Raw genomic sequence first — 25,783 nt, 5'->3', positions numbered from 1 at the left:
GTCGAGAACCCTGATGGCGCGCACCTTCCCGGCTCGCTCGAGAACTACTCATGTCGACTGGAGGGTGCCGGAATGGATGTGTCTGCTGGTGTGGCCGTGACCGATGCCGTGACCGATACGGCGGCCGGTGGCCGGGCCGACGAGCTGGCGGGTCTGCGCCGGCGGATGGCGGCCATGTCCGGTCGGCCCGACCAGCGGGTGGTCGAGGTCCGAGACCGGTCGGTGGGTGTCCTTCCCGTGCCGGAATCGTTGTCGGACATCTTGCCGCACAACGGTATTCCGCGAGGGTCGGTGGCCCGGCTCGACGGCGCCCGTTCGGTGCTGATCGCGATGATCGCTTCGGTGACCCGTGCGGGTGGACAGGTGGGGATCGTCGGGTTGCCCCGGTTGAGTCTGCTGCCCGCGGCGGAGATGGGCGCCGACCTGTCCCGCATCGCCACCATCCCCGATCCCGGTCCCGACCCCGTCGAGGTGGCAGCGGTGCTGCTCGACGGTATGGACCTGGTGATCCTGGACCTGGGGAGCGGTGGCGAGGGTGCTCGCCCGCGGAACGAGATGGTGGCCCCCTCGCGTGCCCGGGTGGTCATGGGCCGCGTGCGCAAGCAGTCGTCGGTGCTGCTGGTGACCGGTGGTGCATGGCCGGGTGCGCAACTGGCCCTCGAGGCCCGTGTCCTCACCTACCGGCACAGTCCGGTCCTGCCCGGCCGGTCTGCTCCCGCCTCCCGCGCGGCCGGTCTCGACTCCGCACGCAGCGGCTACGGCCGCATCGGCGGGATGCGGCTGCAGGTCACGGTGTCGGGCCGCGGCCGGCGATCCGAGAGCACCGAGGTCGAACTCCGGGCCACGGGCCACGGTGCCGATCGCACGGTCGAGATGGTCGCGGCGACGACCGTCTCCCCGGTGCTCGCGGTGGCGAACTGATGCCCTCCGGAGAGCAGGGGTCCCGGCGTATCCTCGCGCTCTGGTGCCCGGACTGGCCGGCGATGGCCGCGGCGGCCGAGGCGGATCTGCCCCCGCTGCATCCGGTCGCGGTGCTGTCGGCGAATCGGGTGGTGGCCTGTTCGGCCTCGGCACGGGCCGCCGGTGTGCGGCGGGGAATGCGGAAGCGACAGGCGCAGGCGGCGTGCACGGAGATGACCGTGGTCGCCGCCGACGAGAACCGGGACGGACGGCTGTTCGAACCGGTGGTCGCCGCGGTCGCCGAGGTGATCCCCGCCCTCGAAGTGCTCCGGCCGGGTCTCCTGGTGATCGCCGGCGACCGTGCCGCCCGCTACTTCGGCGGGATGGAGGCCCTCGCGGAGGAGCTCGTCGACGTGGTGTCGGCGTGCGGCATCGAGTCGCAGGTCGGCATCGCCGACGAGATCTTCACCGCCGTCCTCGCCGCCCGGCACGGGCATCAGGTGGAGCCCGGGGGTGACCGGGAGTACCTCGCCGGCCGCCCCGTCGCCGACCTCGCCGTCGAACCCAGCATGAGCGATCCGTCCCGTGCCGATCTCGTGGAGTTGCTGCGCCGGTTGGGGATCGGCACGATCGGCGCCTTCGCCGACATGTCCGTCACCGACGTCGCCACCCGGTTCGCCCGGGATGCGGTCGTCGCGCACCGGCTGGCCAATGCGCTGCCGGGGCGTGTCCCGTCGTCACGTGGTGTGCCGGCCGAACTCGACGTCGACCACACCTGCGACCCGCCGGTCGACCGCATCGACGTCGCGGCGTTCATCGGTCGCACCCTCGCCGACGTGCTGCACCGACGCCTGCGTGATGCCGCGGTGGCCTGCACGCGACTCACCATCATCGCGACCACCGAACGCGGACAACAGCATTCGCGAACCTGGCGATGTGCCCAACCGCTGACGCCGGAGACGACCGCGGATCGTATCCGATGGCAACTCGAGGGGTGGCTGACCGGCGCGGCGCGGCCCACTTCCCCGCGGGTCGAGCCGCGCGCAGCGAGGAGCAGTGCCCGACCCGACTCGCCGATCGTCCGCCTGCGGCTCGAACCGGTCGAGGTCGTCGAGGCCGGGGCCCTGCACTATCAGCTCACCGACGATCTCTCCCGTGGCGGGCTGGCCGGTGAACCGGATGTGGAGGAGCGCGCCCGGCGTTCGCTGGTGCGGATACAGGGGCTGCTGGGCGGGGATGCGGTCCGTATTCCCGTGCTGAGCGGTGGTCGCGGACCCGCCGAACGGATCACCATGGTCTCCCTGGGCGACGAGCCGGCTCCGCGCCGGGATCCGTCGGCGCCGTGGCCCGGACGCCTGCCACAACCCAGCCCGACGGTGCTGGTGGAGACCGCGATCCACGTGCTCGACGCCGTGGGGCAACCGGTGAAGGTGACCGATCGCGGGGCCTTCACCGCCGAACCGGTGACCGTCGCGCTGGCCTCGTCCCGGGCGCGCCGGTCGAGTTGGGGCCTGTGCTGGTGGGCCGGGCCCTGGCCGGTCGGAGGCGCCGACCGGCCCGCCGGGGCCTCGGTGCCGACCGGAGCCGCCGAGACGGGACTGACCGCGCGGGCGCAGGTGCTGCTCGACGATTCGCGCGCTCTGCTGCTGTGCTACCGCGCCGGGGAGTGGATCGTCGAAGGTGTCTACGAGTGACTGCGTCCCGCGGAGTGGCCTTCGAGAAGAAACGCCGCGACCGAAAGCGTGCGCGTTCGCCTCGAAAATGCCACTCTCAACGCATGGCACGTACCTGGTTGTCGGTGACAGTGGAACTGCTCGGTGGTCGCGACGTTGAGTTGTGGCCCTGGCCCGGAAGGGTTTTCGCGGTCGGACCGGCGCACACGTTCAAGGATCTGGCGTCCGCCATCGATGACGCGTTCGCTCGATGGGATCGTTCCCATCTGTCACTGTTCACCCTGGACGACGGCAGGGTGGTCGCCGACGCCGCGCTCGGTGCCGACCTGGCCGGTGGTATCGGCGGCCCGATCTCCGAGCCCGTGGACATCGCCACGGCCAAGGTCGCCGCGTTCGCATCTACCGGTTCCGAGTTCCAGTACACCTTCGATCTCGGCGACGGGTGGACCCATCGGTGCGTCGTGGGAGACCTGAAGGTCGACCCGGTGGACGTGTTGGGCATCAAACCGAAAGCGCCGCTGGCGTACTTCGGTTGGGGCGACATCCCGGATCAGTACGGTCGACGGACGGCCGATGGGGACGACGAGACGCCACCACGCCCCACCGTTCCGCATCCGATGCTCGTCGGCCAGTGGCCCGCGCAGAAGGAGATACGCGAACTCGATCTGGGCGAGGTGCGCGGGTCGATCGCGTCGTCGGATGCCGATCGTTTCCTGGATGCCGTCATCGGATGCGATCTGCACGACGCACTCCAGCAGGTCGGCCCCGGGGTACCGATGGCACTGCAGAAGCGCCGCGAGCGAGCCGAACCGGTGGCCGTGTCGATCGTCGAACAACTCAACCGACGGGGCGAGGCCGGCGACGCCGAACTCGCCGAGGAACTACTCGCGAGCCTGCGCGGGGAACCCGCGCCGGGACGGCCGATCGCCGTGGATCTCGAGATGCTCAGCGACGAGATGGAGGGTGATCCGAACCGGTCAACCGGCGGACTCATCGACCTGAGCACCGGCTGGGTGTACAACGACGAGATGCTCGACCCGGGCGTGCTCGATGAGGAGATCGACGTCGAGGAGGACCCGGACCGCTGGCTGCGCTTCGACTGCATCGGTTCGCGCGACAGCTGGCGGGACATGGCCGATTTCGCCACGCGCACCACCGATCCCGACCTGCGAAACCGTCTGGAGCGCGCGATCGAGGGACGAGGTGCGTTCCGCAGGTTCCGGGACGTCGTCCACGAAGCGGGTGTGAGTCAGCAGTGGTATGCGTTCTCCACCGACCGCAAGTTCGGACGGGCACGCAAATTCCTGGTCCGTGAAGGCATCCGACCGATCTGACTCAACTGTTGCGCCCCCGCGCGATGACCGGCCACCGGCTGTCCGAGCCGTCGATCGCCACCAGTTCGTCGACGAGATTGACCGCAGTGCAGACGTGGTTCGGCACCACCCGGATCACGTCGCCCAACCGGGGGGCCGACGTCGATTCCGACGGAAACTCCACCACCGCATGATGTTCGGACAACTGCACGACGCGGGCGTCGGGGTGATCGAGGAGGCGTCCGTGCCCGGTCGCCCAGGCGGCTCGGTCGGCGCCGAGGATCTTGCTGCCCGCGTCGACGACGATCCGTCCGGGTTCGATCCGCACCACGGTCGCCACCGCCGTCAGTGCGACGTCGTCGAATCCGCAGGTGCCGATCTCGACCTGCTGGGCGTCGTTGAGGGGATACACGCCCGGACGGATCTCGGTGAGCACGCCCGCGTACGTGGGGTCGCCGACGAATTCGACGGTGGGTGTGGACCCGCCGCTGCGCACCCGCGGATCGATGCCCTGCGCTCGTAGGCTCTCCGCCGCCGTACGCAGTGCCGCCACCTCCTGTTCCGCGGCCCGCCGGCGGGTGTCGCCGACGCCGTAGCCGTGGCCGGGGAAGGTGAAGACGCCGACGACGTCGAGCCCCGCTGACACGCCCGCCGTCGCGACGTCTCCGGCGTCCCCCGGTGCGGTCCCGGTGCGGTGTTGCCCGGAGTCGACCTCGACGAGTGCCTCGATCCGCTGCTCGCCGAGCAGCGCTGCGAGATGCCGTGCGCCCTCGACGGAGTCGATACCCACCCGCAGCGACACCCGGTCCGCGAGAGTGCGCAACCGGGCGGCCTTCGCCGGTGTCGGCCAGATCGGGTAGGCGATGAAGATGTCTGTGCACGCGGTGATCTCGGCGGCGTCGGCGAAGGCCTCGGCCTCGCCGATGGTCGCCACCGCCAGACCCGCGGCACCGAGATCGAGCTGCATGCGGGCGATCTCGGCGCACTTGTGGGTCTTGACGTGCGGACGCACCGAGACGCCGATCGATCGCGCACGGTCGGCGAGGAACGTGAGGTTACGCGTCATGCGGTCGACGTCGACCTCGAGATAAGGGGTGTCGATCACGAATTCTTCCCGCCGGCATCACGATCCGACCGACCGAGCGCCGCTGCCGATTCGCCGAACACGAGGAATTCCTGGTGCAGGATGCGGGTGGTCAGTCCGGGGGTCACCCGGTGCCCGATCTCGGCGACGAGCCCGACGAGCGAGTCGACGCGTTTGGGCCGGTCGACGATGGCGTGCAGGACGCGCGCCGCGGCGCGGTCCACATTCCAGGTCCCGGGCTGGTTGTCGTAGGCCTCGGTGGGCGCGATCATCCGCGTCTTCACCAGGGGGAGGCGGACATTGGAGAAGGTGACATGGTCGGAGACGGTCTCGGTGCCGGTGACGTCGCTGAAGGCCTCCAGTGCGGCCTTCGACGCCGCGTACGCGCCGAACCGCGGGCCACGCGACTGCACCGCGACCGACGTCACGTTCACCACGTGGCCTGCCTGCCGGGCGACCATGTGCGGCAGCAATCCGAGGACGAGGTTCACCGCGCCGAAGTAGTTGACCGCCATCACCCGGTGGTAGTCGTGCGACCGGTCCACCGAGTTGACGGTGGCACGACGGATCGACCGCCCGGCGTTGTTGACCAGGATGTCCACGTGACCGTGTGCGGCCAGGACGGTCTTGACGAGGGCATTGACCGATTCCTCGTCGGTGATGTCGCACTGATACGAGGTCACCTGGCCGGGCGGGATGCCCTTCTTGCTCGTCGTCGAGTTCAGTTCCGCTGTCGCCGAGGCGAGTTCCTCGGCATTGCGGGCGACGATGAGGACGTTGGCGCCGCGGGCGACACACATCCGGGCGGTGGCCTTGCCGATCCCGCTCGACCCTCCGGTGATGAGGATGTTCTTGCCGACGAGCGGCCCGCGCGGATCGGTGCGGCGGTTGCGCGACCGGTCGAGGTGTCGCGACCAGTAGGTCCACAGGCGCGGAGCGTATTCGGCGAAGTCGGGCACGGTGATGCCGAGGTCGTGCAGAACCGCGACGGTGGTGTCGGCGCGGAAGTCGACCGGGATCGTCACCGCATCGAGCAGTGCCCCGGGTACGCCTTGCTGCGCGGCGACGAGGTTGCGTCCGACGCGCGCGATCCCCATGCCGGACAACGCCATCACGGGTTCCACCGCCGCCCGCGGAATGGCATCGAAGCCGCGCGGGGCGCGGAATGCCGGTGCCAGCGCGTTGTACATCTCGGTGGTGGTGAGCGACTTCGGGTCGCTGAGATGGAACACCAATCCACTGCGAGTGGGATTGACGCCGATGAGGGCGACCATCGCGTCGGCGACGTAGTCGACGGGCACGATGTTCAGCGTCCCCAGGTCGGGCATCGGCAACCGCAGCATCGAGGGCAGCCGGCCGAGCGCTCCCAGGTGGCCGAAGAAGTAGTAGGGGCCGTCGATCTTGTCCATCTCGCCGGTACGCGAGTCGCCGACCACGATCGACGGCCGGTAGACGCGCCAGCGGAGTCCCTCACGATCGCGGACCACGCGCTCGGCCTCGAATTTGGTGCGGTGGTACGGAGTCGGAAATCCCTGTCCGACTTCGAAATCCATCTCGGTGAAGCGCCCACGGTGGTCACCGGCCACGGCGATCGAGGAGACATGGTGGAACAGCGCATCGTGTGCGATCGCGAAGTCGGCGGCGCGCGAGGTCCCGACGACGTTGGCGGCGCGCTGGGACTCGGCATCGGCGGCCATGTCGTAGATCGCGGCGAGGTGGATGACATGGTCGATCGCGGGCACCGCGTCGGGCGCGATGCCGAGCCCGGGCGCGGTCAGGTCGCCGACCACGGGTGTGACGCGGTCGCCGGCGCCGAGGTCGTCGAGCATCGCGACGAAGGCCGCGCGTGACGACTCGCGAACCAGGGCGTGGATCGTGTCGTCAGGAGAGGCTGTCAGGAGGCGATCGAGAACGCGACGTCCGATGAATCCGCTGCCCCCGGTGATGAAGTAGCTCGTCATGTGAGAGATCCCATCAGATGGGCGGGCCGACGGCCCGCTGGCTGTCCGCGCCCCGCGGGCCGCGGATGTGTCTGGTACTCAGAGTGACACCAACTTGCGGCGATGGCAACGGTTCGTCCCGTCGCGAGTCGCCGGTGTTGACCATTCGTGAGCAGTGCTCTCTAATAGTGAGAGCACTGCTCACGAATTGAAACGGACTGGCTCATGGACCCCGCTTCTCGCCTCGCACTGCCCCCTCGGTCCGCACTACTCGGTCTCGCGGCGCTCTCCTTCCTGCTGTATCCGCTGCTGCGCGGTTTCGGCCCGGAGGTCGGAGTCGCCGGCGCCCGGCATCTCGGCTCCCCGAGCTGGGTCGCCGCACATGTGGCGGCGATGATCGGATTCGTCGCCCTGGCCATCGCTCTGCGCCGGGGAGCCGACGATCCGCGACGACGGTCGACCGAGCTGCTCGCCTGGCTCGCGACCTGTCTGCTCCTCCCGTACTACGGCGCGGAGACGTTCGCGCTCAACGCCGTCGGTCAGTGGGTCACCTCGGGTGGTGATCCGGCCGCGATGGCGGTTCCCGACGATTTCCGGATGTCGCCGGTCCCGCTCGTGACCTTTGTCGCCGGATGGGTGCTGCTGGGGTGGGTGGCGGTTCGGCTCGTGCGGGACGACGGCCGGGCTGCGTCGCCGCAACGGTGGGGTGTCCGGTTGACCGCGATCGGGCTCCTGCTCTTCCTCCCGCAGTTCTTCGCGCCGGGGCCGGTGCGCATCGCGCACGGGATCATCCTGGGTCTCGGTCTCGCGATCTGGGCGATCACCGAAGCCTGGCGCGACGACGGCGTCAGCGCCGCGAACTCGACTGTGCGCCCGAAACCGTCGACTGTGCGTCCGATTACGCCGACTGTGCACCCCGAGACCCCGACCACGCAGAACTCCGGAGCAGACGTGCGCCGTTGAGGGCGACCAGAACGGTGGAACCCTCGTGACCGGCCACGGCCAGGGGGAGAGGCAGGGTTCCGATCAGGTCCCAGGTCACGAGCGCGACGATCACGGTCGCCGCGATGCAGAGGTTGGCGATCACGTAGCGACGGGCGAGGCGTGACAACCGGATCAGTGCGGCGACCGCGGTGAGATCGTCGCGGACGATGATCGCGTCGGCCGTCTGAACTGCGAGATCAGCCCCACGGCGCCCCATCGCGACGCCGGTCCCGGCTGCGATGAGCGCCGGTGCGTCGTTGATCCCGTCGCCGACCACCAGCACGTGCCCGCCCGCCTCGCCGACAACCCGGACCTTGTCTTCCGGCAGGAGGTCGGCGTACACCTCGTCGATGCCGGTCCGGGCGGCGACGTCGGCCGCGACCGACGGGCGGTCGCCGGTCAGCAGGAGGACCGGACCCGACGTGACGTCGCCGATCAGACGTACCGCGTCGGCCGCATCGTCCCGGAGACGGTCGACGAGCTCGACCCGACCGATCTCCACGTTGTCGACGAGCACGCCGACCACGGTGCCGGTCGAGGCGGCGAACGTGCGCTCGACGGTGATCCGGCGTCCACCGACCGTGCCGGTGACGCCGCGCCCGGGAAGTGCCCGGAAGTCGTCGACCGGTTCGACATCCAGCCCGCGGTCGGCCGCGGCCGTCACGACCGCGCGACCCAGCGGGTGTTCGCTGGGGTGCTCGACCGCTGCGGCGAGTGCCAGTACCTCCGACGGATCGCGCCCGTCGAGTGCCGTCACGTCGACGACCTGGGGGCGTCCCTCCGTCAGGGTGCCGGTCTTGTCGAAGGCGACGACGGAGGTCCGTCCGACCGACTCCATCACCGCGGCGGACTTGACCAGGACGCCGTGGCGGCCGGCGTTGGCGATCGACGCCAGCAGCGGCGGCATCGTCGACAGGACGACAGCGCAGGGTGAGGCCACGATCATGAACACGATGGCTCGGCGCAGGGCCTCATCGAAGGCGCTGTCGGACAACAGCATCGGGATGCCCAGCACCAGAAGTGTGGCGACCACGACGATGGCGGAGTATGCCTGCTCGACCTTCTCGATGAAGAGCTGGGTCGGCGCCTTCGTCTCGGAGGCCTCGGCGACGAGTGTCGCGATGCGCGCGATCACCGACTCCGACGCCGAACGTGATACTTCGACGATCAAGGCGCCGGTGCCGTTGACGGTGCCGGAGAGCACCTCGTCACCGGCCTCGCGCACGATGGGTACCGATTCGCCGGTCACCGCCTGCTGGTCGACCTCGCTCCGGCCGCGGACGACCACTCCGTCGGCGCCGATCCGTTCACCGGGTCGGACGAGGATCTGTTGTCCCACGTCGAGGTCGCGACAGTCGACCTCGTGTGTCGTGCCGTCGGCTGCATGGCGGGTGGCCCGCTCGGGGGCCAGCCCGAGCAGCGCGGTCACCGAGTCGGCGGTGCGCTGGGTGACGACGACCTCCAGTGCGCCCGAGGTCGCGAAGATCACGATCAGCAGCGCGCCGTCGACGACCTGTCCGATCGACGCGGCCGCGATGGCGGCGATGATCATCAGCAGATCGACGTCGAGTCGTCGCTGCCGGAGTTCCTGCAGGCCGGACCGGGTCGGTTCCCACCCGCCGCTCAGGTAGCACGCGAGAAACACGGTCCACCACGACCATTCGGGCGCGTTGCCGAGTTGGAGCAACCACCCCGCGAGGAACAGAGCCAGCGCGATACCCGCTCGGCGCACCTCGGGCAGGCGGAGCCCGGTCCGGATCAACGACGGCGGGACGACGCTCCCGCGTTCGGCTCGCTGTCCCGGTGCATCGTCAGGTGCCGCGCGTCCCGTCGTGTCGGTCGCTCTCGTCGCGCCCATCGTGTCTCCCGTCTGCCGCCGACCAGATCCTGACAGTAACAGTTCATATGAAGATATATTCATGTGAAGGGCAACCGGTAGCATCTCGCTGCATGGGACACGGCATCGACGAGGGGATGCGGCCGGCTGCGCGGCTCGACCCGGAGTCGGCTGTGCATGTCGCCACCACGCTGCAGGCGCTCGCGACCCCGAGCCGATTGCTGATCCTCACCGCGTTGCGCTCCGGTCCGCGTTCGGTCACCGATCTCGCCGACGCCGTGGGTATGGAGCAGTCCGCGGTCTCCCATCAGCTCCGGTTGCTCCGGAATCTCGGACTGGTCACCGGCACGCGATCGGGTCGGTCGATCAGTTACAGCCTGTACGACAGTCATGTGGCCCAGCTGCTCGACGAGGCCGTCTACCACAGTGAACACCTGCGGCTCGGGCTCGCCGAGCGTCCGCCGTCGGCGGGTTGACCCCGGCGGCACGCGCAGGCGACGAACCGAAAGGCAGCGCATGAGTAGTGATCAGACGTCCACGCCGGTCGAACCGCCTCTGTTGATCGAGCAATCCGGAAGAGTGCGGACGCTCGTCCTCAACCGTCCGGAGGTCCGGAATGCGCTCAGTTCCGGCCTGATCGACGCTCTCCGAACCGAGTTGGCGAACGCGGATCACGCCGATGACGTCGACGTCGTCATCCTCACCGGCGCGGGGTCGGCATTCTGTGCCGGCCTGGACCTGGCCGAGTTGGGCTCGTCGACCGAGAGTGCTCGACTGCTCGATCATGCGGACGTACCTGTCGGGCATCCGTGGCGCCCCATCTCGAAGCCGATCATCGGCGCCGTCAACGGCGTTGCGGCCACCGGTGGTCTGGAGTTCGCCCTCGCGTGCGATGTCCTGATCGCGTCCGAACGGGCTCGCTTCGTCGACACCCATTCACGGGTCGGGGTGTTGCCGGGCTGGGGGCTGACATCCCGATTGCCGGAAGCGGTCGGCCGAGGTTTCGCACGCCGCATGAGCTTGTCCGGGGAGTTCGTCGATGCCCAGACGGCGCTGCGGGTCGGTTTGGTGACCGAGGTGGTGGCCCATGATCAGCTGATGGCCTCGGCGATGGACCTCGCGGTGTCCATCGCCGGAAGTGACCAGCTCGCGGTACGTACGATGCTCGACTCGTATCGGCGTGCCGAGGATCATCTCGTCGGTCCGGCACTCGATGCAGAACAACACACCTCGGTCGAGTGGATGGCAGGTTTCGACCCTGCTCGGGTGGCCGACCGTCGGTCCGGCATCGTCGAGCGTGGCCGGGTCAACAACAGCTGATCGACGGGGGCGGCAGTCCCGCTGTCGTATCGAACTCATGTTCGATAAACTCTGTGAGTGGGCTGGGATCAAGGGCCTCCGACATGGTCGGAGATGGAGCGGGTGCTCGCGGGCCGAGCGCCCGGGAACGCCGACCGGCCAGGCACCGAATTCGGCCCGGATCTCAGCGAATGGGCACCGTTTCCCGGCGACGGGGGTGACAGTCCGGCGTGGTCGCGCAAGCGCGGCGCCTATCAGGCCGAGGACATCGCGCGCGGCTCCTCGGCGGTGTCCTACGCCGAACTCCACGCGCACAGTTCGTACAGCTTCCTCGACGGTGCGTCGATGCCGGAAGAGCTGGTCGAGGAGGCGCAACGACTCGGTCTCCGCGCCCTGGCCGTCACCGATCACGACGGGTTCTACGGCATCGTGCGCTTCGCCGAGGCGGCCCGCGAGTTCGAGATGCCGACCGTCTTCGGCGCCGAGTTGTCGCTGGAGCCCGACGTCGCTCGGACGGGTCAGAACGATCCGCCGGGAGAGCATCTGCTGGTCCTCGCCCGGGACGGTGAGGGCTATCGGCGCCTGTCCCGGACCATCGCCGCCGCGCACATGGTCGCCGGGGAGAAGGGGCTGCTCCGCTACGACCGCGACACCCTGGCCGGTGCCGGTGGCGGGCACTGGCTCATCCTCACCGGGTGCCGGAAGGGTGCTCTGCGACGCGCCCTCGATCGCGGCGGCATCCCGGCCGCCGAGCAGGCGCTGCGGGAACTGATCGAGACCTACGGCCACGGCAACGTCGTCGTCGAGCTGACCGCGCAGGGCATGGCCGATGACGACGAACGCAATGCGGTGCTCGCCGGCCTCGCCGCCGGTGCGGGCGTGCCGACCGTCGCCACCACCGGCGCCCATTTCGCCGCGCCGCGACGCCGGCGGCTGGCGATGGCGATGGCCGCCGTTCGGGCCCGCACCGACATCGACACCATCTCGGGGTGGATGCCCGGGGTCGCCGGAGCGCACCTGCGCAGCGGTGACGAGATGGCCCGCCTGCTGCCCGCGCATCCCGATGCCATCGACAACGCGGTGAACATCGCCGCGGACTGCGCATTCCATCTGGGCCTTATCGCGCCGCAGTTGCCGCCGTTCGACGTCCCCGACGGGTACACCGAGGCGAGTTGGTTGCGCGAACTCACCATGACCCGGGCACGCCGCCGGTACGGCACCCCCGCCGAACATCCGCAGGCCTACCGGCAGATCGAGCACGAGCTCGCCATCATCGAGACGCTCACGTTCCCCGGCTACTTCCTGGTGGTCGCCGACATCGTCGACTACTGCAAGGCCAACGACATCCTGTGCCAGGGCCGGGGGAGTGCGGCCAACTCGGCCGTCTGTTACGCCCTCGGGATCACCAACGTCGACCCGGTCGCCAACACGCTGCTCTTCGAACGGTTCCTGGCCCCCGAGCGCGACGGCCCGCCCGACATCGACATCGACATCGAGTCCGACCGACGCGAGGAGGCCATCCAGTACGTCTACCGCCGCTACACCCGGGAGCGCAGCGCGCAGGTCGCCAACGTCATCACCTACCGGGGGAAGTCGGCGATCCGGGACATGGCCCGGGCGCTCGGGTACGCGCCCGGCCAGCAGGACGCCTGGGCCAAGATGCCCGACACCGCTCCCGCCGACGTCACCGAACTCGCCGGTGAGATCCTCGGGATGCCAAGGCATCTGGGCATCCACTCCGGCGGAATGGTGATCTGCGACCGGCCGATCGCCGATGTCTGCCCCACGGAGTGGGCGCGGATGGAGAACCGCAGCGTGCTGCAGTGGGACAAGGACGACTGCGCCGCCATCGGGCTGGTCAAATTCGACATGCTGGGTCTCGGCATGCTCTCCGCGCTGCACTATGCGATCGACCTGGTCGCCGAACACAAGGGGATAGACGTCGACCTCGCCACCCTCGACCTCGCTGAACCCGCTGTGTACGAGATGCTCTGTCGCGCCGACTCGGTCGGCGTGTTCCAGGTGGAGTCCCGTGCGCAGATGGCCACCCTCCCGCGGCTGAAACCGCGCTGCTTCTACGATCTCGTCGTCGAGGTGGCCCTGATTCGGCCCGGCCCCATCCAGGGCGGCTCGGTGCATCCGTTCATCAAACGGCGCAACGGGGAAGAGCCGGTGACGGTCGAGCATCCGTCGATGAGCAGGGCGCTCGAACGCACCCTGGGGGTGCCGCTGTTCCAGGAGCAGCTGATGCAGTTGGCCGTCGACGTGGCCGGATTCGACGCCTCCGAGGCCGACCAGTTGCGCCGGGCGATGGGTTCCAAACGGTCGCCGGAGAAGATGGAGCGTCTGCGGCAACGTTTCTACGAGGGCATGGAGAACCTGCACGGCATCACCGGGGACATCGCCGACCGCATCTTCGAGAAGATGGCCGCGTTCGCCAATTTCGGCTTCCCGGAGAGTCATTCGCAGAGCTTCGCGTCGCTGGTGTTCTATTCGTCGTGGTTCAAGCTGCATCACCCGGCGGCGTTCTGCGCCGCGCTGTTACGGGCGCAACCGATGGGTTTCTACTCACCGCAGACCCTGGTGGCCGACGCCCGACGGCACGGTGTCGCGGTCCATCGCCCCGACATCAATGCCTCACTCGCGCACGCCACCCTGGAGAACGAGGGTCTCGATGTCCGGTTGGGTCTCGACGGGGTGCGCGGCGTCGGAGAGGAGGCGGCGCAGCGCATCGTCGACCGTCGGTCCGATGGCCCCTACCTCGACATCATCGATCTCTCCAGGCGCGCCCGGTTGACGACCAAGGAACTCGAGGGGCTCGCCGGTGCCGGCGCCTTCGACGGGTTCGGCCTCAGCCGGCGTCAGGCCCTGTGGGAGGCCGGGGCCGCCGCGACGGTGCGCGACGACCAGCTGGCCCTGGAATCGGCGCAGGCGACCCCCACGCTTCCGGGTCTCTCCGACGTCGAGCTGGCGGCCACCGACGCCTGGGCCACCGGGATCACCCCCACGTCGTATCCGACGCAGTTCCTGCGTCCCCGGCTCGACGCGATGGGTGTGCTGGCCGCCGATCGCCTGCTGTCGGTGCCCGACGGTTCGCGCGTGTTGGTCGGTGGCGCGGTGACCCATCGGCAGCGTCCCGCCACCGCGTCCGGGGTGACCTTCATCAACCTCGAAGACGAGACCGGGATGGTCAACGTGGTGTGTTCGGTCGGGTTGTGGGCGCGGTACCGTGTACTCGCTCAGACGGCACCCGCTCTGCTGATCCGCGGCCGGGTGCAGAACGCCGAAGGTGCTGTGACCGTCGTGGCAGATCGACTGCAGCGCATGGATCTTCGGGTGGGGAGCAGATCCCGGGATTGGCAGTAGTCCTCCGGCGGACGCGCCGGGAGGTCCGAGACGGATCGGTGTTCACGAAGAAACAGGAAGAGCGATGCCGGGTCCCGAAGAGCAAGATCGCGCTCATCGGCGGTGCCACGGCACGCACCAGGCGCTACCGCGTCGGTTGATCAGACCGCGCCGGCGAAACCGTGCTGACGCCACGCCTCGTAGACGACGATGCTCGCGGCGTTGGCGAGGTTGTGGGAACGACGTCCGGCGAGCATCGGGATGCGGACCCGGTCGGTCACCTCGGGTTCGTCGAGGACCTCCGCCGGTAGCCCGGTCGGCTCGGGGCCGAACAGCAACACGTCGCCCGGCTGGTAGTCGACGTCGGTGTGGTAGCGCTCGGCATGGGCGGTGAACGCGAAGACCCGTTCCGGCTTCAGCGTCGTCCAGGCGGTCACCAGGTTCGGATGCACGGTGACATTGGCCATCTCGTGGTAGTCGAGTCCCGCGCGCTTCACCTGCGCGTCGGACATCGAGAACCCCAGCGGTTCGATGAGGTGCAGTTCGCACCCCGTGTTGGCGGCCAGCCGGATCGCGTTGCCGGTGTTCGGCGGGATGCACGGCTGGTAGAACATGATTCGGAACATGATGGTGCCAGCGTAGTCGGTGACGACCTTCGCAGATGCGCGCGATCGCGCCGGTCACACGGCGAGCGCGGTGTTGGCCCCGCAGAGCACGATGCACAGCGTCGAATCGGGTTGCGGCCGAACAGCTCCCGAGATCACACCGGCGACCGCGGTGGCGGTGCCGTGTTCGACGAGGATGCGGTGGGTGTCCCAGAGCATCCGTCGCGCCGCGATGATCTGCTTGTCGGTCACCAGGACGCTGCCGACCGCCGGGTTCCCGGCGACGGCCTTCCAACAGAGCTCGCCGACGCTGGTGGCGCCGAGCGAGTCCGCGGCGATGCTCTCGAGTTCGACGGGTACGGGAGCTCTCGCGGCGAGGGCCTGATGCAGACACGACGCACCGAGTGGTTCGACGCCGACGATGCGGTCGCCCGGGCGCAGTGTGGCGGTGAGGCCCGCCAGCAGGCCGCCACCACCGACACAGACAACCGTGGTGAGCGGTCCGGGCACGTCGTCGATGATCTCGAGACCGATCGTGCCGGCGCCCGCGACGACATCGGGAAGATCGTAGGCGTGCAGCGCGAGCGCGCCGGTCTGCTCCGCCAGCGCGACGGCGGCGTCGGCGGCCTCCGAATAACGCCGTCCGATGAGATGGACGCGCGCTCCCGCGGCGCGCAGCGCGTCGATCTTGACCGGCGGCGCGGTCTCGGGGATCACCACGGTGACCGGCACGCCGACGATCCGCGCCGCGACTGTCGCGCCGATCGCGGCGTTGCCGCCGGAGGCGACGAGCACGCCGGCGTCGGTCAGCAACCCCTGGTCACGGGCGTGCAGCGTGGCCCACAGACTGCCGCGCGGTTTGAAGCACCCGCCGAGCTGGGTGTACTCGAGTTTGAGAACCACCTCGACCGGCCCGTCGACGGTGTCGATGGTCGTGCGCAGTGTCGGCGTGCGACGGAGGTGGGGTGCGATCGCCGCGCGGGCGAGGTCGACGTCGCTGCGCACCACGGTCACCGTTCCGACAGTAGCGCCGTGGAAGAATGTCGGCGTGACCGCGATACGACTCGATGGCAAGACCACGCGCGACGAGATCTTCGCTGATCTGGCCGAGCGGGTGGAGAAGCTCAGGCTGGCGGGTATCACGCCTGGTCTGGGTACCGTTCTGGTCGGCGACGATCCGGGTTCGCACTCCTATGTCAAGGGAAAGCACGCCGATTGCGCCCGGATCGGCGTTGCCTCCATCCGCAAGGACCTGCCGGCCGATGCCACCACCGAGCAGCTCAGCGCGGCGATCGACGAGCTCAACGCCGATCCGGCTTGCACGGGCTACATCGTGCAGTTGCCGCTGCCCAGGCATCTCGACGAGAATGCCGCCCTCGAGCGGATCGACCCGCTGAAAGACGCCGACGGACTCCACCCGATCAACCTCGGGCGGTTGGTGCTGGGCAAGGAGTCGACGCTGCCCTGCACCCCGCGCGGGGTCATCCACCTCCTGCGACGCTACGACGTCCCGCTGGCCGGCGCCCGGGTCACGGTGGTCGGGCGCGGGGTCACCATCGGCCGGCCCATCGGGCTGCTCCTGACCCGCCGGAGCGAGAACGCGACGGTCACCCTGTGCCATACCGGTACCACCGACCTGGCGTCGGAGATCGAGCGCGCCGACATCGTGATCGCCGCCGCAGGCGTGCCGCACCTCATCACCGCGGACATGGTGAAGCCCGGCGCCGCGGTGGTCGACGTGGGCGTCAGCCGTACTGACGAGGGTCGTCTCGCCGGCGACGTTCATCCCGATGTCTGGGAGGTCGCGGGCCACGTCTCGCCGAACCCCGGTGGTGTGGGTCCGCTGACGCGGGCGTTCCTGCTGGTCAATGTGGTCGAACGCGCTGAGCAGATGCTCGCCTCGGGGAGTGGCAGCGACGCGTGACCCGAGAGGAGCACCAGAGTGAGTCCGCTCACTCCGAGTCGCCCGGCACCGCGGACGCCCGTCCCGGACACCGGGGGCGTCGTGCCGCCGACTCCTCCCGGTTGCGGGCGGTGCTCGTCCAGCTCCCGTACCTGCTGGTGATGCTGGGTGTGTTGGCCGCTGCGCTGCTCGTGATGTTCGATCGCTGGCGGCGTGGGTCCTTCGTCTTCGGGGCGGCTCTGCTCGTCGGAGCCGTACTCCGTGCCTTCATCCCGTCGTCGCAGGCAGGTCTGTTGCAGGTCAGGGGCAAATCGTTCGACGTGACGGCGATGGCCACGGTCGGCGGCGTGATGCTGTGGCTGGCGGCGTCGATCGACTCTTTGGGCACGGATTGATTACAATAGAGACCTGAGCGTGACCTGGCGAACCAGTCATGCGCTCAACCAGGCAATTTTCCGCTGCTCTGCGCAGACACACCGACCGCTGGAGTTTGTATCACCGCATCACCAACCGACGGCACCGTGAATGAAGTGACGTCCATGGGCGTGTCAGCAGGGGCTGGCATGATCCACTACGTCCTCTTGACGCGTGACGATCTCGGTCGCAGTGTGGTCGATTCCCGCGTGATCGACGTGGATCCCACCGACGGCCTCGACTCTGCCGGCCGGGTCAACGCCGGGATCGACGTGATGCTCAGCGCCGCCCGCGAGACCGGGACGCGAGTGGGCCCGATCGGGGTCGCCGCACGCACGGGGAGCCAGCGTCGGCAGTTGCGTTCACGGGGCAGCGGACCCCGGCGTCAGGTCCGTCTCGCCGGCGAAGACGAGGCCGTGCTGGCCTACCTGACCGACACCGGGGAGATCGACCGTTTCTCCGCGGCCGTTGTCGTCGACTGCGGCGACACCGGCATGTCGCTCTACACCGTCGATCCCCGCGAGGGTCGCATCGGCGACGCCGAGCACTCGACCGTGTTGAGCGGTCGTCGTCTCGACCGGTCCATCGTCGACCAGCTGACCGCCGACAATCCCGTCCTGGGCGACGCCACTCGGACGCGGGCGGAGCGCAGCGAGTTGCGCAGCGCGTGCCGGACCGCGAAAGAGGAGATCGCCTACGGCGGCGTCGCGGCCGCCGAGTCGGTCGTCGCGGTCTCGGCGAACACCGGTCGTGTGGCGCTGTCCGCGACCCAGGTCGAGCAGGCGATCGCGCCGATGATCGGTGATGCGAAAGAGGTGTTCGCCCGCTATGTCGCGGCCGTCAGGTCACGCGGCGTCCGACCGGACGCGGTGGTGTTCATCGGCGGACTCGCCAACCTCCCCGCGGTGCGCGCGATCGCGGCAGAGCATGAGCTCGAGGTCGTGAACCCGACGGCGCCGGAGCTGGTCGTGGCCACCGGCGCAGCCTTGCTGGCCCTCCAGAGTTATTCGGGCGCAGCGCGTCTGGCGTTCATCGGTGGCAAGCCGCAGCGCGAGTGGCTTTCCGCGACCCCGATTGCGGTTGCCGGGGCGGTCATCGCGGCCACGTTGATGACGATCTACGCGGTGAGCTCGTCGTTCGCCGACCGTCCGGCCGTCGAGCCGCAGCCGTCGGTGAGCAGTGTGCCCCCCGCGGCGGCGACCAGCGAGGAGGAGCCGCCGTCCACCCCGCGGTCCACCTCTCAGCCGATCACCCGAATCCCGGCCGAACCCGTCGAGCCCACCGTCGTCACTCCCGTTCCGACGCAACGGCCCGCGCCCGAGACCGGCTGGAACGACCCGCCGGCATGGGCGACGACGGAGTTGCCGCCGACGCGGCCGTCCACGAGTACCAGCACCCGCACTCTCTCGCCGTTCCCGTGGCCGGACCTGACCTTCCCGCCCGGTTCGACACCGACGATCCCGCCGGACCTGCTGCCCCCGGGTATGCGTCCGCCGAGTGTGGCGCCCACTCCGCCGCCGCCCACGTACTCGACGTCGACGTTGCGCTCCGCGCCCAGCGGCCCGCCGCGGCCGAGCAGCACCCGCGCCACCGGGTCGACTGAGATTCCGGGTGTACCCGAACCGGGGAAATCCGTTGACGGGGAGTCGGGCTCACCGGTGACCCCGGTACCTCGGTCCGGCAGCCCGGTCCCGTCGGTGCCGGCGCCGCGCTGACGGGACGCCGCCGACAGGTCCGTCAGGCGTCGCGACGCGCGAGTTCGACCGTGCGCTTGAGTAGATCGCTGATGGCATCGAATTCGGTCAGGAATCCGTCGTGGCCGGTCTCGGAGTTGACGACCTGGAGTCCGCCGACGCAGTTGCCCAGTTCGTCGGCGAGTTCGACCTGTAGCCGGATCGGGTAGAGACGATCGGAGTCGATCCCCCCGACGATCACCGGAACGCGGCAATTGTTGAGCGCCTTGGCGACTCCGCCGCGACCACGGCCGACGTCGTGGTGGTTGAGGACCTCGGTGAGGACGACGTAGCTGGCCGGGTCGAAGCGGGACATCAGCTTCGACGCCTGGTGGTCGAGATAGCTCTGCACCGCGTAGCGCCCGCCGGTCAGGGGATTCTCGTCGCCCTGGGCGTCGTTGCCGAAGCGGGAGTCGAGCTCCGGCTCGCTGCGGTACATGAGATGGGCGATCCGACGCGCGATCCCCATGCCCTGCAACGGAATCCGGCCGGTGCCGTGGTAGTCGCCGCCGCACCAGTCCGGGTCGGCCTTGATCGCGGCGATCTGTGCGGACTGGATACCGATCTGATCCGCGGTCGCGCGGGCGCCGACGGCGAGCACGAGGGCGCTGCGGACGCGGTCGGGGTACTCGATGGCCCACTCGAGCGCGCGGGCGCCGCCCATCGAACCGCCGAGAACCGCACCGACGCTGCGGATTCCGAGGCGGTCCAGCAGTGCCACCTCGGCGCGGACCTGGTCGAGCACGGTGATCTGCGGGAAGCGTGAGCCCCAGGGCCGACCGTCGGGGGCGATGGAGCCCGGACCCGTAGAGCCCTTGCATCCGCCCAGGACGTTGGCGGAGATGACGCACCATTCGTCGGTGTCGATGGCCTGTCCCGGGCCGATCAGCCCGTCCCACCATCCGGCCGAGTCGTGGTCGGCGTCGGCGGGTCCGGTGACGTGCGAGTCGCCGGTCAGTGCGTGGAGCGTGAGGATGACGTTGTCGCGGGACGGCGACAACGTCCCCCAGCGCTGGAACGCCAGGGTGACGTCGTCGATCCGTGCTCCGCTGTCGAGAGGCAACGAGCCGATGGGGATGCCGACGAGTTCCCCGTCCGGGAGGGTCTCCCAGTCGGGCTGATCAGATGCTGTCGCATTCAGGTCGATACTCACCGACAAAGCTGCCTCACCTGTTTCACTTGGCCGCCGCGAATCCCTGTTCGAGATCGGCCAAGATGTCGTCGATTCCCTCGATGCCCACGGCGAGCCGGACCAGTCCCGGGGCCACGCCCGCGGCGAGCTGCTCCTCGGGGGTGAGCTGGCTGTGGGTGGTCGAGGCGGGGTGGATGACCAGCGACCGCACATCGCCGATGTTGGCGACGTGGCTGTGCAGGCTGAGCGCGTCCACGAACTTCTTGCCGGCGTCCACTCCGCCCTGGATCTCGAAGGCGATGATCGCACCCTGACCCTTCGGGGCCAGTTCCTGACCGCGCTTGTACCAGGGCGAGGACTCCAGGCCCGCGTACGCCACGGACTCGACCTGCGGGTGTGCCTCGAGGAAGGCAGCGACCTTCTGCGCGTTGGCGACGTGGCGCTCGATGCGCAGACTCAGCGTCTCCAGGCCCTGTGCCAACAGGAACGCGTTGAACGGGGAGATCGCCGCGCCGGTGTCACGCAACCACTGCACACGTGCCTTGAGTGCGAACGCGGGCGCGCCCAGGTCGGCGAAGACGGCACCGTGGTAGCTCGGGTCCGGCGTGGTGAAACCGGGGAACAGATCCTTCCCGTCGCGCTGGACCCGCCAGTCGAACGTGCCGCCGTCGACGATGACGCCGCCGATCGCGGTGCCGTGACCGCCGATGTACTTCGTCGCCGAGTGCACGACGATGTCGGCGCCGTGGGCCAGCGGGCTGATCAGGTACGGGGTGGCGACGGTGTTGTCGATGATGAGGGGTACGCCGTTGCGGTGCGCGACCTCCGCGATCCCCGAGATGTCGAGGATCTCGTTGTTGGGGTTGGAGATCGACTCACCGAAGAACGCGCGGGTGTTGTCCTTGACGGCGGCCTGCCACGACGCCGGGTCCTCGGGGTCCTCGACGAAGCTCACCTCGACCCCGAGCTTGGGCAGTGTGTAGTGGAAGAGGTTGTACGTGCCGCCGTAGAGGCGGGGGCTGGACACCACGTGCCCGCCGGTCTCGACGGCGTTGAGGATCGCGTAGGTCTCGGCGGCCTGTCCCGACGCGACGAGCAGCGCGGCGACGCCGCCCTCGAGCGCGGCGATCCGCTGCTCGACGGCATCCTGCGTGGGATTCATGATGCGCGTGTAGATGTTGCCCGGTTCGGCGAGACCGAAGAGATTGGCCGCGTGCTGGGTGTCGTTGAAGACATACGACGTCGTCTGGTAGATCGGCAGCGCACGGGCGTTGGTCACCGCGTCCGCGGACTGCCCGACGTGGATCTGCTTCGTCTCGAAGCTCCAGTTCTCGCTGGGATCGTTGCTGTCGAGGGTGCCGTCAGGGACATCAGACATGGCGATTCATCACTTTCTACGGTCGGCAGGGCCAACTCGACCCTGTTGGGGTCCGACCTTCGGACCCGCGCTTGCCGGGGATCGCCACTGCGATCCCGCAACCCGGTCATCACCCGGAGCACCCCACCGCGGAAGGAGGGTTGCCGATCAGCCAGCCGGGGCTTCGCACTGATACTCATGACCTGGCGACAAGGATATAACACGGATGTGAGCGCCCGAGAACCGTCCCGGTCACGCCGCGCCCAACCCTTGAGAAGTGCACCGGAAGGGTGCCGGTGGCTGTCCTCCGACCGAGTGAAATCGGGTGTGGTCAGATACGAAACCGCTGGTCAAGATAGTTAGCGACGCTCAGCGTGCTGTCGGTTCCGCGATCGCGGATCTAGAGTTCGGGACAGCCCCGGCTGCACCGGAATGCTCCGCTCAGGTGGTCCGGGTTCGCACAGGAGCGCTCATGGCCGTGATGGCTCATCTCCGGACCCGACGGGCCTCGTTCACGGTCGCCGGCCTCACCGCATTTGCGGTGGCGGGCGCGCTCTGCCTGTCCGGTGTCGCCCCGGCGGGGGCCGCCGAATGCAGCGACACCGGCGCGGTCATCATCGTCGCCGGAACGAATGACCCGGAGAGTGCGCATCTCGTCGGCGTCACACAGCGCTACACCGGAAAGATGCCGACGGTGGTGGACGGTGACGTGGTCATCGTGGACGACCCTGACAGTGACTACCTGGCAACGCCGAAGGATGTCATCTACGTCGACTATCCGACCACGCTGTGGCCACTCGGCGCCGCGGGATACGACGACAGCACGACGCAGGGGAGAAGTGCGACGGCGTCGGCGATCGCCGGCTACCAGGCGCGATGCGGCGTCGAGTCGGACATAGTCGTCGCCGGCTATTCACAGGGCGCCCGGGTCGCCGGCGACGTGCTCGCCGACATCGGTAACGGGCGCGCCGAACAGATGGTCGCGACCGACGAGAACGGCGAGGTCATGCTCGACGAGAACGGCGAACCAATTCTCGTCACCATCGAGCCGGGCGGGATCTCCGGCGAGCTGTACTCCGACCCCCGTCGGGCGGGAGACAAGACCGGCCGCGGGATCGAGCTCTCGCTGATCGGCATCATCCCCGGTCTGACGATGTCCGGCCCGCGGGGGAAATCAGAGACCGACAGCGGGTTCGGTGAGCTCGAAGGCGAGGTGGTGTCGGTCTGTATCGACGGTGATCCCATTTGCGACCTGCCCGACCCGATCCACGACCCGATCGGCGCGATCGACGGTCTGCTCGGCTACTTCACGAAGCACAGCCGGTATCCGTTCCAGATGTACCGGGACCCGAAGGAGCCCGCCTGGAACGACGGGCGGGCGGTCGAGTGCGATCCGGAGACTGCCGTCTGCATCGTCGCAGCGGACTCCGCCTTCGCTGAACTGATCCAGGACTGGGCTCGCGACCTCGGATACCGGGGTACGATCGGCGACTTCCTGTCCGGGCGTCCGACGATCGACCTGCCGTACGGCATCGAACTCGCGAACCTGCAGCCGGTGGTCCGGCTCGTGCAGGACCTGTTGCCACCGTTGCCGAAACTCGGATACGGCGCGTATCTGCCGGACCTGTTCGTCTTCGAGGACATCCTGGAGGGGATCCTGACGCTGTCGCCGGCGCAGTTCGTCGGCGGCGCGCGAGCGTTGGCCGCCAGTCTCCGCAGCATCGTCCTGCTGCCGGTCAATTTCGTCCGGTACTGGACGGGCGCGATCATCGGGCCGGTGGCGTCGGAGGGCGGCGCCGTCACGATTCTCGCGGCGGACACGTCGCACCTGCGATCGTCCACGTTCGCGCGACTGGCGGCCGTACCCGACGAGTCCGTGGGACCGGTCCGCGCTGAAGAAGTGGGCGGGTCCGGCCCCTCGTCCGAGCCGTCGGCGGCCCGGGCTGCCGAACCGGATGCCACCGACCCGTCACCGGCCGAGCAGCCCCCGGTGGGCGACACGACCGACACGTCCTCGGGTGCCGACACGGGCGACGATGCCGAGACCGATACGCCCGACGCGGACCCCGCGCCTGCCCCGCCTCGAGACGACGACTCGCCGGCCGTCACCGATCCCTCGGGAAGCGATGTCGAGACGTCTGGAACCGACGGTCACGGGGGAGAGGACGGCGAGAGGGCCGGCTCGTCCGACACGGCTTCGGACCCGGACGGGCCCTCCCCAGACCCGTCCGAGCCCGACAGCGATGGGGGCTCCGAAGCCGGCGACTGACACCCCGCGCGATGCTCAGGACACTGCGCTTGTGAATGAACTCACCACCGGCTGAGGAATCAGCGCTGACGGGCGCGGGTTGGCATCAACCGTGCCTGATGCTCTCTCGACGACCGAAGCCCCGGCCGACCCTTCACTGACGGGTCCGTCCACCGCCGGGGAAGTCCGCAGCCCCGCACGGGCCGAATCGGCCGAGGTGCCCCGCCGGGTCCGTCGGTGGACGATCCTCGCCCTTGCGCTGGGTGGATTCGGGATCGGGACGACCGAGTTCGTCGCCATGGGCCTCCTGCCCAACATCGCCGGATCGCTCGGTGTCTCGGAACCGACTGCCGGACATGTCATCTCGGCCTACGCGATGGGTGTGGTGGTGGGTGCGCCGCTGATCGCGGCGCTCACCGCGCGGATGTCCCGTCGGACGCTTCTGATCGGCTTGATGGTGGCGTTCACGGTCGGCAACCTCGCGACCGTCCTCGCGCCGGATTACGGTCTGCTCCTGGTGGCGAGGTTCGTCGCCGGCCTCCCGCATGGCGCCTACTTCGGGGTCGCGGCTCTGGTCGCCGCTCATCTGGCCGGCCCGCGCAACCGTGGCAAGGCCGTGGGACAGGTGATGCTCGGTCTGTCCGTCGCGAACGTCCTCGGCGTACCGGCGGCCGCCTGGCTCGGCGAGACGTTCGGCTGGCGGTCCGCGTTCGCGATCGTGGTCGTGATCGGAATCGCCACCGTCGTCGCGCTGATCCGGGTGCTTCCCACGCTCACCGGAATGAAGACCACCGACCCGCTCACCGAGCTCGGTGCACTCAAGCGGTCCCAGGTCTGGTTCACACTGGTCATCGGAACCGTCGGGTTCGGTGGGATGTTCGCGTTCTACACGTATCTCAACTCCGCGCTGACCACCGACACCGGGTTGTCGGTGTCGGTCGTGCCGTTCGCCCTGATGCTGTACGGACTGGGAATGGTGACCGGCAACTTCGTCGGCGGTTATGTCGCCGACCGCAGCGTGGCGGTGGCGATCCTCGGCGGACTCACCGCCACCGCGCTCTCCCTCGGCGCTTTTGCGGTGCTGGCCGAGAATGCTTGGGCAGCATTGATCCTCACCTACCTCGTGGCGCTCACGGGATCGATGATGCTACCCGCGCTGCAGACCAGGCTGATGGATGTGGCGGCCGATGCGCAGACCCTGGCCGCGGCCCTGAACCATTCCGCGCTCAACATCGCCAACGCGGCCGGAGCGCTGCTCGGTGGCGTGGTGGTCAGTGCCGGCTACGGATACCTGGCGCCGTCGGTGGTCGGGGTGATGCTCGCGGTGGCGGGTATCGCGGTCACCGTCGTGGCCCTCGCGACCGCGCGGCGCCAGGCGCGGCATCAGCCCGTCGGGTCCTGAACGAGCGCGGCCGTCCTACCAACGACGAGGGCCGACCGGATAAGTCCGGTCGGCCCTCGTGTCGTCGAGTCGGTGCGTTCAGCCGTTCGTGGGCGGTGTGGCGATCGTCTTCGACAGGTAGAGCGGCTCGCCGAGCTTGTTGATCAGCTCGAGTTGCGTCTCGAGATAGTCGATGTGTTCCTCTTCGTCGGCGAGGATCTGCTCCAAGAGGTTGGCGCTGGTGATATCGCCCTTGGACCGGCACATCGCAATTCCGGGGCGGAGTCGTTCCACCACCTCGACCTCGATCGACATGTCCGACTCGAACTGCTCCCGGATCGACTGCCCAATACGCAGCGGCAGCAGGCGCTGATAGTTGGGCAGGGCGTCGAGGAACAGGATGCGATCGGTCAGGACCTCGGCGTGAGTCATCTCCTCGATCGACTCGGCCCGTGTCTTCGCGGCGATCTCGGTGAGACCCCAGCTCTGCTGCATCTTCGCGTGCAGGAAGTACTGGTTGATCGCGGTCAGCTCACTCGTGAGCTGTTCGTTGAGCAGGTCGATGACCTCGGGGTCGCCACGCATCTGTCTGCCTCCCATTTCCCGTGTGTGTCCGGTCGAACCGTAACACGACA

At 68.9% G+C, this 25,783-nt stretch carries 20 protein-coding genes and 1 riboswitch; of the genes, 12 read left to right on the top strand and 8 right to left on the bottom strand.

All coding sequences use genetic code 11. The features are described 5' to 3' along the window. The first annotated feature begins 72 nt into the window (after positions 1-72). The 3 genes from FFS52_RS06530 to FFS52_RS06520 all read left to right on the top strand — a co-directional run bounded on the left by FFS52_RS06530 (position 73) and on the right by FFS52_RS06520 (position 3,907). Positions 73-921, top strand: coding sequence for a hypothetical protein (locus FFS52_RS06530; RefSeq protein WP_171011569.1), 849 nt, complete (start codon positions 73-75; stop codon positions 919-921). After that, positions 921-2,594, top strand: a complete 1,674-nt coding sequence (locus FFS52_RS06525; RefSeq protein WP_068971744.1) for a DNA polymerase Y family protein — start codon at positions 921-923, stop codon at positions 2,592-2,594. The genes FFS52_RS06530 and FFS52_RS06525 overlap by 1 nt, the downstream gene beginning before the upstream one ends. 83 nt (positions 2,595-2,677) lie before the next feature. Beyond that, complete coding sequence (locus FFS52_RS06520; protein WP_137809220.1) at positions 2,678-3,907, top strand: UPF0158 family protein; 1,230 nt, start codon at positions 2,678-2,680, stop codon at positions 3,905-3,907. Between the two features lies 1 nt (position 3,908). Here the strand turns inward: FFS52_RS06520 and FFS52_RS06515 are convergent, their stop codons facing one another. Beyond that, positions 3,909-4,991: an alanine racemase gene (locus FFS52_RS06515; RefSeq protein WP_137809219.1), complete on the bottom strand. Its 1,083-nt coding sequence runs from the start codon at positions 4,989-4,991 to the stop codon at positions 3,909-3,911. Continuing rightward, positions 4,988-6,931, bottom strand: coding sequence for an SDR family oxidoreductase (locus FFS52_RS06510; RefSeq protein WP_137809218.1), 1,944 nt, complete (start codon positions 6,929-6,931; stop codon positions 4,988-4,990). Before FFS52_RS06510 ends, FFS52_RS06515 begins: the two co-directional genes overlap by 4 nt. Positions 6,932-7,135: 204 nt before the next feature. On the opposite strand from FFS52_RS06510, the gene FFS52_RS06505 reads away from it, so the two are divergent. Next, positions 7,136-7,873, top strand: a complete 738-nt coding sequence (locus FFS52_RS06505) for a hypothetical protein (RefSeq protein ID WP_137809217.1) — start codon at positions 7,136-7,138, stop codon at positions 7,871-7,873. Here the strand turns inward: FFS52_RS06505 and FFS52_RS06500 are convergent. Further along, positions 7,809-9,752, bottom strand: a complete 1,944-nt coding sequence (locus FFS52_RS06500; protein WP_212743648.1) for a heavy metal translocating P-type ATPase — start codon at positions 9,750-9,752, stop codon at positions 7,809-7,811. The two genes, FFS52_RS06505 and FFS52_RS06500, sit on opposite strands and share 65 nt — an antisense overlap. A gap of 92 nt (positions 9,753-9,844) precedes the next feature. On the opposite strand from FFS52_RS06500, the gene FFS52_RS06495 reads away from it, so the two are divergent. From FFS52_RS06495 to FFS52_RS06485, 3 genes are read left to right on the top strand one after another with little or no spacing between them, the layout of a single operon-like run. Further along, a complete protein-coding gene (locus FFS52_RS06495; protein WP_004021707.1) occupies positions 9,845-10,207 on the top strand; it encodes a metalloregulator ArsR/SmtB family transcription factor in 363 nt (120 codons plus the stop codon). A gap of 40 nt (positions 10,208-10,247) precedes the next feature. Then, entirely contained in the window at positions 10,248-11,051 is an 804-nt protein-coding gene (locus FFS52_RS06490; protein ID WP_068971750.1) for an enoyl-CoA hydratase, read from the top strand. Between the two features lie 57 nt (positions 11,052-11,108). Next, positions 11,109-14,396, top strand: coding sequence for an error-prone DNA polymerase (locus FFS52_RS06485; RefSeq protein ID WP_137809216.1), 3,288 nt, complete (start codon positions 11,109-11,111; stop codon positions 14,394-14,396). A 140-nt stretch (positions 14,397-14,536) separates the two neighbouring features. Here FFS52_RS06485 and FFS52_RS06475 read toward each other — a convergent pair whose 3' ends face one another. Together FFS52_RS06475 and FFS52_RS06470 are read right to left on the bottom strand one after the other, a co-directional pair. Further along, positions 14,537-15,001 (bottom strand): tRNA (cytidine(34)-2'-O)-methyltransferase, encoded by a 465-nt coding sequence (locus FFS52_RS06475; protein ID WP_058250672.1) that lies wholly within the window; start codon positions 14,999-15,001, stop codon positions 14,537-14,539. Between the two features lie 54 nt (positions 15,002-15,055). Further along, complete coding sequence (locus FFS52_RS06470; RefSeq protein WP_137809215.1) at positions 15,056-15,994, bottom strand: serine/threonine dehydratase; 939 nt, start codon at positions 15,992-15,994, stop codon at positions 15,056-15,058. A 34-nt stretch (positions 15,995-16,028) separates the two neighbouring features. Here FFS52_RS06470 and FFS52_RS06465 point away from each other — a divergent pair, with 34 nt between their 5' ends. The 3 genes from FFS52_RS06465 (at position 16,029) to FFS52_RS06455 (ending at position 19,012) form a co-directional block, all read left to right on the top strand. Next, positions 16,029-16,904 carry a bifunctional methylenetetrahydrofolate dehydrogenase/methenyltetrahydrofolate cyclohydrolase gene (locus FFS52_RS06465; protein ID WP_171011568.1) on the top strand — a complete coding sequence of 292 codons (876 nt, stop codon included), beginning with the start codon at positions 16,029-16,031 and terminating at the stop codon, positions 16,902-16,904. A 101-nt stretch (positions 16,905-17,005) separates the two neighbouring features. Further along, entirely contained in the window at positions 17,006-17,278 is a 273-nt protein-coding gene (locus tag FFS52_RS06460) for a DUF3017 domain-containing protein (protein ID WP_068971771.1), read from the top strand. A gap of 168 nt (positions 17,279-17,446) precedes the next feature. Then, positions 17,447-19,012, top strand: coding sequence for an Hsp70 family protein (locus FFS52_RS06455; protein ID WP_137809214.1), 1,566 nt, complete (start codon positions 17,447-17,449; stop codon positions 19,010-19,012). 22 nt (positions 19,013-19,034) lie between these two features. Here FFS52_RS06455 and FFS52_RS06450 read toward each other — a convergent pair whose 3' ends face one another. Next, positions 19,035-20,189: a homoserine O-acetyltransferase gene (locus FFS52_RS06450; protein WP_058250670.1), complete on the bottom strand. Its 1,155-nt coding sequence runs from the start codon at positions 20,187-20,189 to the stop codon at positions 19,035-19,037. Positions 20,190-20,205: 16 nt separating this feature from the next. Further along, positions 20,206-21,540: a bifunctional o-acetylhomoserine/o-acetylserine sulfhydrylase gene (locus FFS52_RS06445; RefSeq protein ID WP_065630708.1), complete on the bottom strand. Its 1,335-nt coding sequence runs from the start codon at positions 21,538-21,540 to the stop codon at positions 20,206-20,208. Positions 21,541-21,602: 62 nt separating this feature from the next. Then, positions 21,603-21,723: riboswitch (SAM riboswitch) on the bottom strand. Between the two features lie 268 nt (positions 21,724-21,991). Here FFS52_RS06445 and FFS52_RS06440 point away from each other — a divergent pair. Both FFS52_RS06440 and FFS52_RS06435 read left to right on the top strand, forming a co-directional pair. Further along, positions 21,992-23,788, top strand: coding sequence for a PE-PPE domain-containing protein (locus tag FFS52_RS06440; protein WP_137809213.1), 1,797 nt, complete (start codon positions 21,992-21,994; stop codon positions 23,786-23,788). Positions 23,789-23,879: 91 nt separating this feature from the next. Then, positions 23,880-25,169, top strand: coding sequence for an MFS transporter (locus tag FFS52_RS06435; protein WP_137809212.1), 1,290 nt, complete (start codon positions 23,880-23,882; stop codon positions 25,167-25,169). 78 nt (positions 25,170-25,247) lie between these two features. Here the strand turns inward: FFS52_RS06435 and bfr are convergent, their stop codons facing one another. Beyond that, complete coding sequence (gene bfr / locus FFS52_RS06430; RefSeq protein ID WP_137809283.1) at positions 25,248-25,733, bottom strand: bacterioferritin; 486 nt, start codon at positions 25,731-25,733, stop codon at positions 25,248-25,250. Positions 25,734-25,783 lie beyond the last annotated feature (50 nt).

It is taken from the genome of Gordonia sp. ALPHA1B1, assembly GCF_005502615.1.
In the GTDB taxonomy this organism is placed as follows: domain Bacteria; phylum Actinomycetota; class Actinomycetes; order Mycobacteriales; family Mycobacteriaceae; genus Gordonia; species Gordonia hongkongensis.
This window is presented reverse-complemented; position numbering and strand designations above follow the sequence as displayed.